Below are 15,157 nucleotides of genomic sequence, written 5' to 3' on the forward strand. Positions count from 1 at the left end.
CGATCCGAAGCGTAAGCCTTCAGGGACGGCCGGGCTCTGCCCGGCCGTTTCCTTTTGGGACCATTTCCCGGTTTCGGCCCTGTTTCCGCCATGCGCTGCCCTGCAACTTTGGGGCGCTTTTCAGGTTGGCGGGGGCGGGGGCGGGCTCTATATCCGGGCTCAGGAGAAGAACCCATGTCACAAGTGTTGATGCCCAAGGCCACTGCAGTGTGGCTGGTCGAGAACAGCACCCTGACGTTCGACCAGATCTCGGCCTTCACCGGCCTGCATCCGCTCGAGGTCCAGGCGATTGCTGACGGCGAAGTTGCAGGGGGCATGACGGGTCTTGATCCCACGACCAACGGCCAGCTCACCAAGGAAGAGATCAAGCGCGGCGAGGCCGATCCAGCGGCCCGCCTGAAGCTCAGCCCGCGCGACGTACCCGAGCCCGTGGCCCGTTCCAAGGGCCCGCGCTACACGCCGGTCGCCAAGCGCCAGGACCGGCCCGACGCCATCGCCTGGCTGCTGAAGGTCCATCCCGAGCTGCAGGATTCGCAGGTCGCCAAGCTGGTCGGCTCGACCAAGAGCACCGTCCAGTCGGTGCGCGACCGTACGCACTGGAACATGCAGAACGTGCGGCCGCGCGATCCGGTGACGCTCGGCCTGTGCTCGCTGAAGGATCTCAACGACGCCGTCGACAAGGCGCGCCGCAAGGCCGCCCGCGAGGATGCCGCCAAGAAGAAGTCGGCAGCCCGCGCCGCGGTCGAGGGCGAGCCGATGCCGGACACGGCGGCCGAGGAACTGGTCGAGACGCCACCCGACGTCGAAGGCCCGGTGGATCCGGCTGAAGCCGATCAGCCGGACATCGACGAGACGCGGCGGCACGACTGACGTCGCCAACCGAGACGTCGGGCCTTTTCCCTGTGGGAATGGATTAGCCCAGCTTAACCGTGCGGTAGAATTTGCGGATTGTCCGCTGTAGGTGCCTGCCCGGATAGTGCTGCGCATGGCTTGGCGTCTTGGCATCGACATCGGCGGCACGTTCACGGATGTCGCCATCGTGAACGAGGTCACGGGGGGAATCGGTGTCGTGAAGGTACCGACTACGCCCGGCGATTTCGCTCAGGGCGTATTGAACGGCCTCGGTAAAGCGCTGGCGGTCGGCCCGGTCGACCCAGCAGCAGTGGCGTTGCTGGCGCATGGCACGACGGTCGTCACCAACGCATTGTTGGAGCGCAAAGGGGCGCGCTGCGGGTTCATCGCCACGCGCGGCTTTCGCGACCTGCTCGAACTGCGGCGCTCGTCCAAGGCCAGCCTCTACGACCTGCTCCAGGACGGGCCCGACATCCTGGTGCCACGCCGCTTCCGGTTCGAGATCACCGAGCGGATCGATGCCCAGGGCGAGGTCGTGCTTCCCCTGGCAGAGAACGAGATTCCGCGACTGATCGAGGCGATCCGGGCCGCCGATCTCGAAGCGGTCTCGGTCTCGTTGATGTTCTCCTTCCTGAACGACGCGCATGAACGCCGGCTCGGTACGCGCCTGCGGGAAGCGCTGCCGGGCGTCGCGGTTTTCCTCTCGTGCGAGGTGCTGCCTGAGATCCGCGAGTTCGAGCGCGCCAGCACCACGAGCGTGTGCGCCTATGTGGCGCCGCTGTTGACCAGCTATCTCGCGCGCCTCGCCGACGCGACCGCGGCGTTGAAGCTGCCGCCTCTGCACGTGATGGGCAGCAGCGGCGGCATCCTCGACATCCCGGAATGCCTGCGGATGCCGGCCGCGGTGGTGGAGTCCGGGCCGGCGGCGGGCGTGGTCGCGGCATCGTTGATCGGCCGCCAACTCGGCATCGCCGACCTCATTTCCTTCGACATGGGCGGCACCACTGCGAAGGCCAGCGTGATCTCGGGCGGCGAGATCGCGGTGACGGCGGAATATGAAGTGGGCGGTGCGGCCAACGCCAAGCGTTGGCTGCACGGCACTGGCCATCCGATCCGCGTGCCGGTGATCGATCTCGCTGAAGTCAGTGCCGGTGGCGGCAGCATCGCCTGGCTCGACGATGGTGGAGCGCTCAAGATCGGGCCACACAGCGCCGGTGCCGTGCCGGGCCCAGCGGCCTACGGACGGGGCGGCACCCGACCGACCGTGACGGACGCGAACGTGGTGCTGGGCTATCTCGATCCCGCCTCGCCGCTCGCCGGCGATCTCGTGGTCGACCGCGCCGCGGCGAGCGGCGCCATCGCACGCGACGTAGCCGAGCCGCTCGGCGTTTCCGTCGAGGAAGGGGCGGCGAAGATCCTCGAGATCGTGAACGCCAATATGTGCGAGGCGCTGCGCATCGTATCCATCGAGCGCGGCCTCGATCCCCGCGATTTCAGCCTCGTGGCCTTCGGCGGCGCAGGGCCGCTGCACGCCGTGGCGCTGGCGGCCGAGCTCGCCATTCCCGAGGTCATCATCCCGCCGGCGCCGGGGGCGTTCTCCGCGCTCGGCCTGGTCGCGAGCGACGTGAAGCGCGACTATTCGCGCACGCTGTACGCCGACCTCGGAACCATCGGCCCGGCGCAGGTCGGCGACGTGGTGAGCGAAATGGAAGCCGACGGCGCCGCGATGCTGGCGCGCGCCGGCCTGGCGCCCGAGGCATGCGCCATGCAGCGCTCCGCCGACCTGCGCTATCCACGTCAGGCCTACGAACTGACCGTGCCGTTCGAAGGAGGCGAGGTGACGCGCGCAAGCCTCGACCGGTTGATGACGACGTTCCACCAGCGCCACGAGCAGACCTACGGCCATGCCAATCCGGGCGAACCGGTGCAGATGGTGAACCTGCGGGTGACTGCCGTCGGTCGCATACCCGCCATCCGCATCCGCCAGGAAACGCAGCCGGCGCGACGCGATGTCCGCCAGCGGCCGGCCTGGTTCCCCGAGGTCGGCACCGTCATGGCGGCGGTCCACCGGCGCGAAGAACTGGCGCCGGGCACGACGATCGCCGGGCCCTGCATCATCGATGCGCTCGACTGCACCGCCGTGATCCCCCCGGGCTGGACGGGCCGGGTCGATGCCGACGGCTACATCCACGTCAGGCGGAGCTGACGACATGCCCGACAGCGCGCCCCACAAACGGCCAATCGACGCCGCCCGCTTCGAGGTGGTGAAGAACTCGCTCTATTCCGCGGCCGAGGAGATGAAGATCGTCCTGGCCAAGACCGCCTATTCGCCGGTCCTGAAAGCCTCGGGCGACTATTCCTGCGGCATCTTCGACGTGGCCGGCAACATGGTCGCCCAGGGGCCGGACCTGCCGATCCATCTCGGCTCGATGCCGGATACGGTCCGCGCCGTGATCGAGGTGTTCCCCGACGCGACGCCGGACGACGTCTTCATCCACAACGATCCCTACCATGGCGGTTCGCACCTGCCGGATGTGAACGTCGTGATGCCGGCCTTCTTCGGCGATCGGCTGATCGGCTATGGCTGCGTACGCGCCCACTGGGCGGACATCGGCAGCGCCACCCCCGGCAGCTACGGCGCGGTGACCGAGATCTACGGCGAGGGGCTGCGCCTGCCGCCGATCCGGCTCTATCGCGACGGCAAGCTCGATCCCTCGGTCGCCGCAATCATCTTCGCCAACGTCCGCCAGGCGTCGGAGCGCCAAGGCGACCTGCGGGCGCAGATCGCCGCGAACCGGCGGGCGGTGGCTCGCCTCCAGGCGCTCTGCGAGCGCTACGGCGCCGACGAGCTGCTGTGCATCATGGATGCCGTGCTCGACTATTCCGAGACGATGATGCGGGCGGCGCTGCGCCGCATCCCGGATGGCGACGCGACTTTCGAGGAGGTGCTGGACGGCGATGGCGTGATCGCTCCCGGCGCGACCGAGGACGAGACCTTCACCATCCGCGGCACGATCTGCAAGCGCGGCGACGGCATCACCATTGACTTCACCGGTACCGACATGCGGGTGGCCGGGCCGATGAACGCGCCGGCGACGGTGACGGCGTCGGGCGTGTTCGGTGCGCTCAAGATGATCGCCGATCCGCAGAACCGCATTCCGCCCAACTCCGGAGCGTGGCGGCCGATCACCATCCACTCGGTGCCGGGCTCCGTGGTGCATGCGCAGCCACCGGCCCCGGTGGTCTATGCCAACCACGAGATCTCGCTGCGCGTCTCCGACATCATCCTCGGCGCCATGCACCAGATCACGCCAGACCGGGCGGTCGCCGGCTCCCAGGGCACCGGCGGCGTGGTGATCTTCGGCGGCAGGGATTACCGGACCGACAGCGTCTATGTCAGCTACGAGGTTACCAAGGGCGGCGTCGGCGCGCGGCCGACCAAGGACGGCATCAACGCCATCGCCGGCCCGCTGGCCAACCAGATGAACACGCCGGTCGAGATACTGGAGATGAGCTTTCCCCTACGCGTGGAGGAATATTCTCTCGTTCCCGACACGGGTGGCGCCGGCAGGTATCGCGGCGGCACGGCGGCGCGTCGTTCCTGGCGCATCCTGAACCACGACGCCCAGTGCACGACCTGCTGCGAGCGCACCGTCACGGCGCCGCCGGGGCTGGCCGGCGGCCTTGCGGGTGGTGCGGCGCGCATCTGGATCACACTGCCGGACGGCACGAGCCGGCCGGTGACGTCCAAGGGCGCCTTCATCGCGCCGTCGGGCTCGCTGCTGACGATCGATGTGCCGGGCTCGGGCGGCTTCGGTCCGCCCGCCGAGCGCGACCGCGCCGTACTGCGGGAAGACGTGATCGACGGCTATGTCAGCCGGGAATCGGCTGACCGCGACTACGGAGGCCTGGGCTCCGGTGGGCCGCAATCGGAAGGGGAACAGCGATGAGCAGTCTTCGTCACGTGGGAATGACGGCGATCTTCGCCCTGTCGAGTATCGGCTTGCCCGTCACGGGCGCGGAGGCACAGACGCGTCAGGAGACGCTGCGCATCGTCAGCGGCGGTGCGATCAACACCCTCGATTCGACCCTGCTCAACGCCACGCGCGATTCGCTCGGCCTCAGCGTCAACACCTATGACCGGCTGGTCTCCTTCGGCACCAAGCAGGTGAACGGCAACCGCGTGTTCGACCTCTACAAATTCCGCGGCGAGCTGGCCGAGAGCGTCGAGGTGAGCTCCGACGGCCTCAAGATCACCTTCAAGCTGCGGCCGGGCGTCACCTTCCAGGACGGCACGCCGGTGACCGTCGAGGACGTGAAATGGTCGCTCGATCGGACGGTGCTGGCGAAATCAGGCGCCGCATCGCAGCTCGCCAGCGGTTCGCTGACCAAGCCGGAGCAGTTCGCCATCGTCGACGAGAGGACGGTCACCGTCACCCTGGAGAAGCCCGACCAGCTTGCGCTGGCCAATCTCGCGACCCATTTCGCGCGCATCATCAACCGCAAGGTCGCGCTGCAGCATGCGACGCCGGACGATCCCTGGGCCAACGAATGGCTCAAGGACAACGTCGCCAGCAGCGGCGCCTATATCGTCGAGAGCTTCAAGCCGGCTGAGCAGGTCGTCCTGAAGCGCAACGATGCCTGGAAGAACGGTATCGACGGCAAGCTGCCCTTCTTCAAGCGCGTCCTGATCCAGACCGTGCCGGAAGCGGGGACGCGCGCCAGCCTGGTCGAGCGCGGCGACGCCGACATCTCGATCGATCTTGCCGCCAACGACGTGATCGCGCTGCAACAGCGCGGCAAGGTGAAGGTGGTCTCCAATCCGCAGATCAACGCCTTCACCTACATTGCCTTCAATACGCAGAAGCCGCCCTTCGACAACCTGAAGCTTCGCCAGGCGATCGCGGCGGCGCTGCCGTACAAGAACATGATGGAAGCCGCGATCTACGGGCGCGGTGCGCCCCTGTTCGGCGCCAGCTGGGCGGGTACGCCGCCGACCGCGGATTTCCCGCAGGCGCTGCCGCTCAAGACCGACCTGGCCGCCGCCAAGAAGCTGATGGCCGAATCGGGCGTGGCGCCGTTCAAGACCTCGATCTCCTACAGCACCGCCAATGCCGGTTTCGCCGAACCGCTGTCGGCGCTGGTGAAGGAGGCGCTGGCGCCGCTCGGCATCGACGTCGAGATCCGCAAGCTGCCCGATGCGCAGCTGGCGTCGGTCGCCACCAACAAGAGCTTCGACCTCATCACCGAGACCACCTCGGCGATGCTGCCCTCGACGGACTATTTCTTCCGTATCTTCTTCCAGGGTCCGTCGCGCTGGAACCTCGGCAACTGGACCAACCAGGAGATCGTCGACCTTGCCGCCAAGGCGCGGTTCGAGCCGGACAAGGCCGCCTACGATGCGCTGGCCAGGAAAATGATCGCCCTCGCGGCGAGCGAACTGCCGGTGATCCCACTGTGGCAGGCGAACCAGGAAGCGGTGATGGCCTCGAGCATCAGCGGCTACACCTACTGGTATCACCGCCAGGTCGATATCCGCGACCTCGTGCGGGAGTAGGGCATGAGAACCAATTCCGCCCACCAGCGCGATACTCGGTACCTGATCCACCAGCAGACCAACCTGGACGACTATGCCCGCGACGGCGGCGTGCTGATGGCGCGTGGCGACGGCGTCTACGTGATCGACGACCGGGGCAACCGCTATCTCGAGGCGATGGCCGGGATGTGGTGCGCCTCGCTCGGCTTCAGCGAGAAGCGGCTCGCCGACGCGGCGTACAAGCAAATGCTCGAGCTGCCCTACTACCACACGTTCAATCGCGCTCACATGCCGAGCATCGATCTCGCGGAGAAGCTGATCGAGATCGCGCCGAAGGTCGGCGATGCCGAGCCGCTCGCTCACGTGCTGCTGCAATGCTCGGGTTCCGAGGCGAACGACACGGCGATCAAGCTGATCTGGTACTATTTCAATGCGATCGGCCGCCCGCAAAAGAAGAAGATCATCGGCCGGCAGCGCGGCTATCACGGCAACACGGTTGCGACGGTCAGCCTTTCCGGCCAGCCGCATATGCACCGCGACTTCGATCTGCCGCTCGGCGACCGGTTCCTGCATACCGAGAACCCGCACTACTATCGCTATGCCGAGCCGGGCGAGAGCGAGGAAGCCTTCGCCGAGCGCCTCGCTCAGCAGCTCGAGGCGCTGATCCTCGCCGAGGGCCCGGACACCATCGCCGCCTTCTTCGCCGAGCCGGTGCAGGGTGGCGGCGGTGCCATCACGCCACCCGCGACCTACTTCGAGCGGGTGCAGGCGATCCTGAAGAAGTACGAAATTCTGTTCCTGGTGGACGAGGTCATCTGCGGCTTCGGCCGTACCGGCAACATGTGGGGCGCCGAAACCTACGGCATCAAGCCGGATCTCCTCACCTGCGCCAAGGCGCTTTCGGCCTCCTATCAACCGATCTCGGCCCTGCTGGTGACCGACGCGATCTACGAGGCGATGCTGTCGCAGAGCCGCAAGCTCGGCACCTTCGGGCACGGTTTCACCTACGCCGGCCATCCGGTCGCCTGCGCCGTGGCGCTGGAGACGCTGAAGATCTACGAGGAGGACGGGATCGTCGAGCGCGTGCGCGACCTGGCGCCGCGCATGAAGGCCGGGCTCGAAGCGCTGCGCGACCATCCGTTGGTCGGCGACGTGCGCGGCGTCGGCCTGATGTACGGTGTCGAGCTGGTGGCGGACAAGCGGACCAGGTTACCGTTCGATCCGAAGCTCAAGGTCGGCCAGCTTGTGTTGGCGGAATGCCAGAAGGTCGGGTTGATCGTGCGCGCGATCGAGGATCGGATCGCCTTCACCCCACCACTGATCATCACCGAGGCGCAGATCGACGAGATGTGTGGCCTGTTCCGCCGCGGGTTGGATGCCGCATGGGCGGGACTGCGCGGCTGATCAGTGCCGGTGGCGCGGTTCCCCGACCAGGGTCTGCCGCGCCTCTTCGCGAATCCAGGCTCGGAAGGCGGCGACAGCCGGCCGCTCGCCATGGCGGGCGTCGACCAGCAGGTGATAACCCTCCGCGGGTGCCAGTTCGGTCCGGAACGGCCGCACCAGGCGGCCTGACCGCAGGTCGTCCTGCACCAGCAGAGTCGTGGCAAGACATATCCCCTGTCCCTGCGCCGCCGCTTCCAGCATCAGCGAGGCGTCGCTGAAGTAAAGGACGTCGCGGAAGGCGATGCCATTCACGCCGGCCGCTGCGAGCCAGTCGGACCAGGTGTTGCCGATCCCGACTGTGTGGAGCTGGGTCAGCCCGTGTAGCCGGGCTGGATCGGTCAGTCTGTTGCGGTCGCGGAAGTCGGGTGAGCAGACCGGCGAGATGACGTCGTCGATAAGGCGCTCCGCCACCGCACCGTTCCAGCCGCAGCTGCCCCAGCGAATCGCGATGTCGACATCCTGGCGGCGAAAATCAACTTCATCACTGGCCGCCTGGAGCATCACGCGGATGTTGTGATGGGCCTCCATGAAATCCTTGAGGCGCGACACCAGCCAGCGCGACGCCAATGCGGAGGCCGCGTTCACGCAGATCATGGTCGGTGCGTCGGCGGCGATGACGTTCTCGCAGGCGGCCGAGAGCATGGCGATCGCCTCTCGTACAGAGGTGGCGAGCCGCATGCCGTCGCGCGTCAGTTCGACCCGCCGCGTCAGGCGACGGAACAGCCACACGCCGAGATAATCCTCGAGTTGCCGGATCTGCTGGCTGACCGCGGAGGGCGTGACGCAGAGTTCCGCCGCCGCCGTGCGGAAGCTCCCGTGACGCGCCGCGCATTCGAAGGTACGAAAGAGGTTCAACGGCGGCAAGCGTGGCGGAGGGCGGCGTCGGTCTTTGCCCGCGACGCGTTGCGGCGCGAGATCGGCATCGGCGGAATCTGGCACGGGTGCCCCGCTCATCTCCGTCCCCCCGGCATGGTCCGATACCCGCGCTGAGAGGCGGGCTCGGCGTCATCGACGCACGTTTCATGCCAAGCGCGGCGCCGATGCGGCTTCAGATCGTGAGCATGACCTTGCCGACATGGTCGGCGCGCTCGAGCTCGGCGTGGGCGGCGGCGGCCTCCTTGAGGGGGAAGGTCTTGTAGATGATGGGCTTGATCTTGCCGGCTTCGAGCAGCGGCCAGACCTTGTCCTTCAGCCCCTGCGCCATGCGGCCCTTGGCGGCGACGCTCTGCGGCCGCAGCGTCGAGCCCGTCAGCGTGAGCCGCTTCACCATGACGATGCCCGCGCTTACCGTCGCCGTCGCACCGCCCTGGATGGCAATGACGACGCAGCGGCCGTCCTCCTTCAGCAGACCGAGGTTCTTCGGCAGGTAGTCGCCGGCAACCATGTCGAGCACGACGTCGACGCCGCCTGAAAGCTTCTTGGCCTCGGCCGCCCAGTCATTGTCCTTGTAGAGAATGGCGTGGTCGGCGCCGATCGCGCGCACGGCCTTGGCCTTCTCCTCCGTGCGCACCGTCGTCAGCACGGTGGCGCCGAACGCCTTGGCGAGCTGGATCGCGGTCGTGCCGATGCCGCTGGCGCCGCCGTGGATCAGCGTCGTCTCGCCGGCCTTGAGCTGGCCGCGCTCGAAGAGGTTGTGCCACACGGTGAAGTAGTTTTCCGGCAGTGCCGCTGCGCGCAGCATGTCAAAGCCTTTGGGTGGCGGAAGGCATTGCGGCGCCGGCACCGTGCAGTATTCGGCATACGAGCCGCCCGGCGTCAGCGCACAGACCGTGTCGCCGACTTTCCAGCCGCTGACACCCGCGCCGAGCGCCGCCACGGTGCCAGCGGCCTCCAGGCCCGGCAGATCCGACGCCCCCGGGGGCGGAGGATAGAGGCCCGCCCGCTGGGCGATATCGGGCCGGTTGATGCCGGTCGCCACCACCTTGATCAGGATCTCGCCGGCCTTCGGCTGCGGCACTGGCCGTGTCGCGGGCACCAGCGCCTCGGGGCCGCCGGGCTTGCTGATTTCGACACAGGTCATCGTCGCGGGCAGGGCGCTCATGGTCGGCCTTTCGGTGCGGTGGGAGCAATGGTAGGTCTCCCTTAGCCGCTTCCGGGGAGCCGTGCCATGGCCTTCGATCTCGACGATCTCGATCCCAAGCAGAAGAAAGTGCAGCCGAGGAATCTCGATTCCATGAACATCGATGACCTCAAGGAGTACGTCGCCGTTCTCAAGGCCGAGCTCATGCGGGTCGAGGAAAAGATCAAGGCAAAGCAGAGCCACGCCGCGGCCGCCGCGTCCTTCTTCAAGAAATGAGTCTTGATGTCGCTTAAGGGCAAAGTCGCGCTGGTCACCGGGTCGACCAGCGGAATCGGTCTGGCGATCGCGCGCGCCTTCGCCGCCGCCGGCTGCACCGTGATGATGAACGGGCTGGCCGAAGCCGTGGTACTGCACAAGCTGGCCGGCGACCTCGCCGGCGAGAGCGGCGTGAAGGTCGCCAGTCATCCCGCCGACATGACCAGGCCGGCCGAGATCGCCGACCTCGTGGCGACGACACAGGCGACGCTGGGCAGCCTCGACATCCTGGTCAACAACGCCGGCATCCAGCATGTCGACCGGATCGAGAAGTTTCCCGTCGAAAAGTGGGATGCGATCATCGCCGTCAACCTCAGTGCGTCGTTCCACACCGTTCGTGCGGCGCTGCCGGCGATGAAGCAGAGCGGCTGGGGCCGCATCATCAACATCGCCAGCACGCACGGCCTCGTCGCCTCGACCCACAAGGCAGCCTACGTCGCCGCCAAGCACGGCCTGATCGGGCTGACCAAGGTGATGGGCATCGAATGCGCCGATACCGGGGTCACCTGCAATGCGATCTGCCCGGGATTCGTCTCGACGCCGCTGGCGCTGGCCCAGATCGAAACCAAGGCCAAGGCCGACGGCATCGGCATGGATGAGGCGAGCCATCTGCTGATCGGCGAGAAGCAGCCGCAGGTCCGCTTCACCACCGTCGAGCAGATCGCGGGCCTGGCCTTGTTCCTGGCCTCCGACACCGCGTCCAACATGCAGGGCACCGCCCTGGTGTCGGACGGCGGCTGGACCGCACAGTAGGGGAAACACCGTGGTCGAAGCCAAGTTCCTGAAGCCCGATACGCTCGCCCTGCACGCCGGGCAGCATCCCGACCCTGTCACCGGCGCGCGCGCCGTGCCGATCTACCAGACGACGTCGTTCGTGTTCCGCGACGTCGACCATGCCGCGAGCCTGTTCAACCTCGAGGTCGGCGGCCACATCTATAGCCGCATCTCCAATCCGACGGTCGCCGTGTTCGAGGAGCGCGTCGCTGCGCTCGAGGAAGGATCGGGCGCTCTCGGCGTGTCGAGCGGCCAGGCCGCGCTGCACATCGCCATCGCCACGCTGATGGGGGCGGGGGGCCATATCGTGGCCTCGACCTCGCTCTATGGCGGCACGCGCAACATGCTGGGGCTGACACTGCCGCGCTTCGGTATCACCACGACCTTCATCAATCCGCGCGACCATGACGGCTTCGCCAAGGCGATCCGGCCGGAGACGCGGCTGGTGTTGGGCGAGACGGTCGGCAATCCGGGCGGCGAGATTTTAGACATTCCGGTCATCGCGGACATCGCGCACAAGGCGAAGATCCCGCTGATGATCGACAACACCTTCGCTTCGCCGGTGCTGTGCCGGCCGCTGACCTTAGGCGCCGACATCGTGTTCCACTCGGCCACCAAGTTCATCGGCGGCCATGGCGTGGCGATCGGCGGCGTCATCGTCGAATCGGGCCGCTTCGATTGGGAGGGTTCGGGCAAGTTCCCGACGCTCACCGAGCCCTATGCCGGTTATCACGGCATCGACTTCGCCGAGGAGTTCGGCCCGCACGCCTTCATCATGCGCGCCCGCACCGAGGGCGTGCGCGACTTCGGCTCGTGTATGGCGCCGCAGACGGCGTTTTATCTGCTGCAGGGGCTCGAGACCCTGCCGCTGCGCATGGCGCGCCATGTCGAGAATGCGCGCAAGGTGATCGGCTTCCTGAAGGACAATCCCGCCGTCGAGCGCATTGCCTCGCCGGAGTTGCCGGACCATCCCGATCATGCGCTGGGCCAAAGGCTCCTGCCCAAGGGCACGGGCTCGATCTTCAGCTTCGACATCAAGGGCGGACGCGAGGCGGGCCGGCGCTTCATCGAGCGGCTGCGCCTGTTCTCGCATCTCGCCAATGTCGGTGACGCCAAGTCGCTGGTGATCCATCCCGCCTCGACGACGCACGCCCAGCTCGACGCGGCGGCGCTGAAGGAGGCGGGCATCGGCGAGGGCATGATCCGCCTGTCGGTCGGCCTGGAAGACCCAGCCGATCTCTTGGACGATCTCGGCCAGGCGCTACGCGCAGCGGTGAAGGCCTGACCATGAAGCTCACCGTCAACGGCCACGCCGTCTCTGCGACGACCGGCGGCACCGATTTCGACCCGGCCAAGCCCGCCGTCATCTTCCTGCACGGCGCCGGTTTCGACCGCACGGCCTGGCGTCTGCAGACGCGCTGGTTCGCCCATCATGGCCGCGGCGTGCTGGCGGTCGACTTTCCCGCCCATGGCTGGTCCGACGGACCGGCGCTCGACAGCATCGCGGCGATGGCCGACTGGACGGCGGCGCTGATCGAGGTGGCCGGCCTGAAGCAGGCGGCGCTGGTCGGACACTCCATGGGTGCGCTGGTCGCCGTCGAGACCGCGGCGCGCTTTCCCGACAAGGTGAGGGCGCTCGGCCTTTGCGGCGTCGCGGCCGAGATGCCGGTCCATCCCGAGATGCTGGAATCGGCCAAGGCCAACACGCTCAAGGTCCAGGAGCTGATGACCTTCTGGGGCATGGGCAACGCCCTGCACAAAGGCGGCATGGTTTCGCCCGGCCTGTGGCTTAGACGCGAATCGCTGGCCGTGCTGTCGGGCAACCGGCCCGGCGTGATCCATAACGATCTCGCGGCCTGCAACGTCTACAAGGACGCGCTCGCGCGGGCTGCCGCGATCAAATGCCCGACCGTCCTGGTGCTGGGCGACGGCGATCTCATGACGCCCGCCGCCAAAGCGAAGCCGCTCGCCGCCGCCATCGCCGGCGCGTGCACCGTCGTCATTTCCAACAGCGGGCACTTCATGATCGTCGAGCGGCCGGACGAGACCCTCGAGGCGTTGAAGTCCGGTGTCTGATCGCGTCGCTCTCGTCACCGGCTCGACCTCGGGGATCGGCGCCGCCACGGCGCGTCGCCTGGCGCGCGACGGCTACAAGGTCGCACTGCATTCGCGCAGCTCCGCCGATGTCGGCAAGCGCATGGCGGCCGAACTTGCCGGCGCCAGCTATCACCAGGCCGACCTTGCAGACGAGCAGGCGACGCGCGATCTGGTCGCCGGCGTCCTGAAGCATCACGGCCGCCTCGACGTGCTGGTCAACAATGCCGGCCAGTCGATCCGCATCCCGCATGCCGATCTCAAGGCGGCGACGCCGGCAGTGTGGCGCCGCATGCTCGACGTCAACCTGATCGCGCCGTTCGTGCTGGTGACCGAAGCGGAGCCCGCCTTGCGCAAGTCAGCGGAAGAGGGACGGCCGGGCTGCATCGTCAATATCGGCACCCATGCCGGCGTGCGGCCCAAAGGCGCCTCCATTCCCTATGCAACGGCCAAGGCGGGCCTGCATCACGTCACGCGCCTGCTCGCCCTGGCGCTGGGGCCGGCCATCCGGGTCAATTGCGTGGCGCCAGGCCTGGTCGAGACGCCGATGACCGCAAGCTGGCCCGAGGCGACCGAGCTCTGGAATACCCGCTCGGCCATGCGCCGGCCTGCGAAACCGGAGGATATCGCCGATCTGGTGGCCGCGCTGGTCGCCAACGACTACGTTACCGGAGAGATCGTCATCGCCGATGGTGGGCTGAACCTCACATAGCCGACCTAGCCAGACACGGAGGAAACCATGAACGTCCAGACGCTGCCGCCCGGTTACAAGGTCGCCCCGTGGACGCCGCCGGAGAAGATCGACAGCAAGATGCTGGCCGATGCTTCGGCCAAGCTGATCGACCTCTTGCGCATCCGCACCCAGCCGATCGGCATGCGGCTGTTCGAAGACCCGGCGGACATGGAGAAGATCCAGGGCGTGCGCAAGCCGACCGAGGGCTTCAAGTTCACCATGTGCCAGATGGTGACGCAGTCGCGCTGGTACGGCTTCACGCTCGGCATCACTGTCGACAACACGCGTGGCGGCAATTGCGGCGGCGTGGTCGGGCTCAACCATCCCGGCGAGGGCTTCCTGTCGGGCGACCACATGAACGGCGTGTGGTTCGGCAACAAGGAGGCGTCGGCCGCCCACCAGGCGCAGATGCCGCGCGTGCCCGACGGCAAGTACAACGGCCTGGTCGTGTCGCCCTTGCGCTCGGCACGGCTCGATCCGCCCGACATCTGCCTGTTCTACGGCACGCCCGGCCAGATGATCTATTTCATCAACGGCCTGCAGTTCCATCGCTACCGCCGCTACGACTTCACGGTCACCGGCGAGAGTGCCTGCGCCGATTCCTGGGGGCGGGCGCTCGCTACGCGCCAGACCTCGCTGTCGCTGCCCTGCTATGCCGAGCGCCGCTACGGCGGCGTCGCCGACGACGAACTGCTGATGGCCTGCCCGCCCGATGAGTTCCTGCGCGCCATCGAGGGCATGGGTCATCTCGGCAAGAACGGCCTGCGCTATCCGTTCCCGCCCTATGGGGCGGCGATGGATCCCGCCTTCGGCATGGCCAAGAGCTACGGCTGATGCTCTATGTCGTGGCCTGGCCGCTTCTGGCAGAGGCCGGCGACACCGCACTGCGCCGGTTGCGGGCGCAGTACCATCCGCGCGAGGCCGACCTCATAGGCCCGCACTTCACTCTGGTGTTCGATGCGCTGCTGTCGGATGAGGACCGGCTGCGGACGGCGCTCGCCGGGCTCGCTGACCGCCGGTCGTTCTGGTTCGTGCTCGAGCGCCTGGTGCGTCATGACGTGGCACCGCCGTCGCGCGCCGCCTATCTCTTCGCCGTGCCTGCAGACGGTGCAGCGGAGTTGATCGAACTTTACGAGACGCTCAATCCGGTGCCCGCCTTCGAGGCCTTCGAGCCACACATCACGCTCGGACTGTTCGATCGTGCCGCCGAGGCCGAGCACCTCGCACGCATGGTCGAGCGCCAGCACCTGCCGATGCATGGCCGTGTTGAGGAGCTGGCCCTGCTCAGGCGCGACGGCGATAGGCTGGACATCCTGGCGAGCGTGCGCCTGTTGGGCGAGCGCTCATAGTCTTCCGGACCCTCATGCGGAGCGCGGACCTCCATGTCCGC

The 15,157-nt window shown here is 67.4% G+C and carries 14 protein-coding genes; 12 read left to right on the forward strand and 2 right to left on the reverse strand.

Translation table 11 applies throughout. The features are described 5' to 3' along the window. Window positions 1-174 precede the first annotated feature (174 nt). The 5 genes from RSO01_RS17115 to RSO01_RS17135 all read left to right on the forward strand — a co-directional run bounded on the left by RSO01_RS17115 (window position 175) and on the right by RSO01_RS17135 (window position 7,792). Complete coding sequence (locus tag RSO01_RS17115; protein ID WP_147150335.1) at window positions 175-870, forward strand: DUF1013 domain-containing protein; 696 nt, start codon at window positions 175-177, stop codon at window positions 868-870. 115 nt (window positions 871-985) lie between these two features. Further along, on the forward strand, window positions 986-3,058 hold the full coding sequence (locus RSO01_RS17120) for a hydantoinase/oxoprolinase family protein (RefSeq protein WP_147150336.1): 2,073 nt from the start codon (window positions 986-988) through the stop codon (window positions 3,056-3,058). A gap of 4 nt (window positions 3,059-3,062) precedes the next feature. Beyond that, the gene (locus tag RSO01_RS17125; protein WP_170303141.1) at window positions 3,063-4,802 is read left to right on the forward strand and encodes a hydantoinase B/oxoprolinase family protein; all 1,740 of its coding nucleotides are present in this window, start codon (window positions 3,063-3,065) and stop codon (window positions 4,800-4,802) included. Next, window positions 4,799-6,409 carry an ABC transporter substrate-binding protein gene (locus tag RSO01_RS17130; protein WP_246158501.1) on the forward strand — a complete coding sequence of 537 codons (1,611 nt, stop codon included), beginning with the start codon at window positions 4,799-4,801 and terminating at the stop codon, window positions 6,407-6,409. The genes RSO01_RS17125 and RSO01_RS17130 overlap by 4 nt, the downstream gene beginning before the upstream one ends. Before the next feature lie 3 nt (window positions 6,410-6,412). Continuing rightward, the gene (locus RSO01_RS17135; protein WP_147150338.1) at window positions 6,413-7,792 is read left to right on the forward strand and encodes an aminotransferase; all 1,380 of its coding nucleotides are present in this window, start codon (window positions 6,413-6,415) and stop codon (window positions 7,790-7,792) included. On the opposite strand, the gene gcvA is transcribed toward RSO01_RS17135, so the two are convergent. Beyond that, the gene (gene gcvA, locus RSO01_RS17140) at window positions 7,793-8,686 is read right to left on the reverse strand and encodes a transcriptional regulator GcvA (protein WP_170303142.1); all 894 of its coding nucleotides are present in this window, start codon (window positions 8,684-8,686) and stop codon (window positions 7,793-7,795) included. Window positions 8,687-8,879: 193 nt separating this feature from the next. Continuing rightward, window positions 8,880-9,872, reverse strand: coding sequence for an NAD(P)H-quinone oxidoreductase (locus RSO01_RS17145; protein ID WP_218037368.1), 993 nt, complete (start codon window positions 9,870-9,872; stop codon window positions 8,880-8,882). Between the two features lie 66 nt (window positions 9,873-9,938). Between RSO01_RS17145 and RSO01_RS17150 the strand changes: the two genes are divergently transcribed. Genes RSO01_RS17150 through RSO01_RS17180 form a run of 7 tightly spaced genes read left to right on the forward strand, consistent with a single transcriptional unit; the run spans window position 9,939 to window position 15,116 of the window. Then, window positions 9,939-10,127, forward strand: a complete 189-nt coding sequence (locus RSO01_RS17150) for a DUF1192 family protein (RefSeq protein ID WP_147150340.1) — start codon at window positions 9,939-9,941, stop codon at window positions 10,125-10,127. Between the two features lie 6 nt (window positions 10,128-10,133). Then, window positions 10,134-10,919, forward strand: a complete 786-nt coding sequence (locus RSO01_RS17155) for a 3-hydroxybutyrate dehydrogenase (RefSeq protein ID WP_147150341.1) — start codon at window positions 10,134-10,136, stop codon at window positions 10,917-10,919. A gap of 10 nt (window positions 10,920-10,929) precedes the next feature. Next, a complete protein-coding gene (locus RSO01_RS17160; RefSeq protein ID WP_147150342.1) occupies window positions 10,930-12,225 on the forward strand; it encodes an O-acetylhomoserine aminocarboxypropyltransferase in 1,296 nt (431 codons plus the stop codon). A gap of 2 nt (window positions 12,226-12,227) precedes the next feature. Further along, window positions 12,228-13,016: an alpha/beta fold hydrolase gene (locus tag RSO01_RS17165; protein ID WP_147150343.1), complete on the forward strand. Its 789-nt coding sequence runs from the start codon at window positions 12,228-12,230 to the stop codon at window positions 13,014-13,016. Then, the gene (locus RSO01_RS17170; protein WP_147150344.1) at window positions 13,009-13,746 is read left to right on the forward strand and encodes an SDR family NAD(P)-dependent oxidoreductase; all 738 of its coding nucleotides are present in this window, start codon (window positions 13,009-13,011) and stop codon (window positions 13,744-13,746) included. The genes RSO01_RS17165 and RSO01_RS17170 overlap by 8 nt, the downstream gene beginning before the upstream one ends. Window positions 13,747-13,773: 27 nt before the next feature. Beyond that, window positions 13,774-14,601 (forward strand): DUF169 domain-containing protein, encoded by an 828-nt coding sequence (locus RSO01_RS17175; RefSeq protein WP_373867921.1) that lies wholly within the window; start codon window positions 13,774-13,776, stop codon window positions 14,599-14,601. Continuing rightward, window positions 14,601-15,116 (forward strand): 2'-5' RNA ligase family protein, encoded by a 516-nt coding sequence (locus RSO01_RS17180; protein WP_147150345.1) that lies wholly within the window; start codon window positions 14,601-14,603, stop codon window positions 15,114-15,116. Before RSO01_RS17175 ends, RSO01_RS17180 begins: the two co-directional genes overlap by 1 nt. Window positions 15,117-15,157: the final 41 nt, after the last annotated feature.

This window comes from Reyranella soli (genome assembly GCF_007992495.1).
Classification (GTDB): Bacteria; Pseudomonadota; Alphaproteobacteria; order Reyranellales; family Reyranellaceae; genus Reyranella; species Reyranella soli.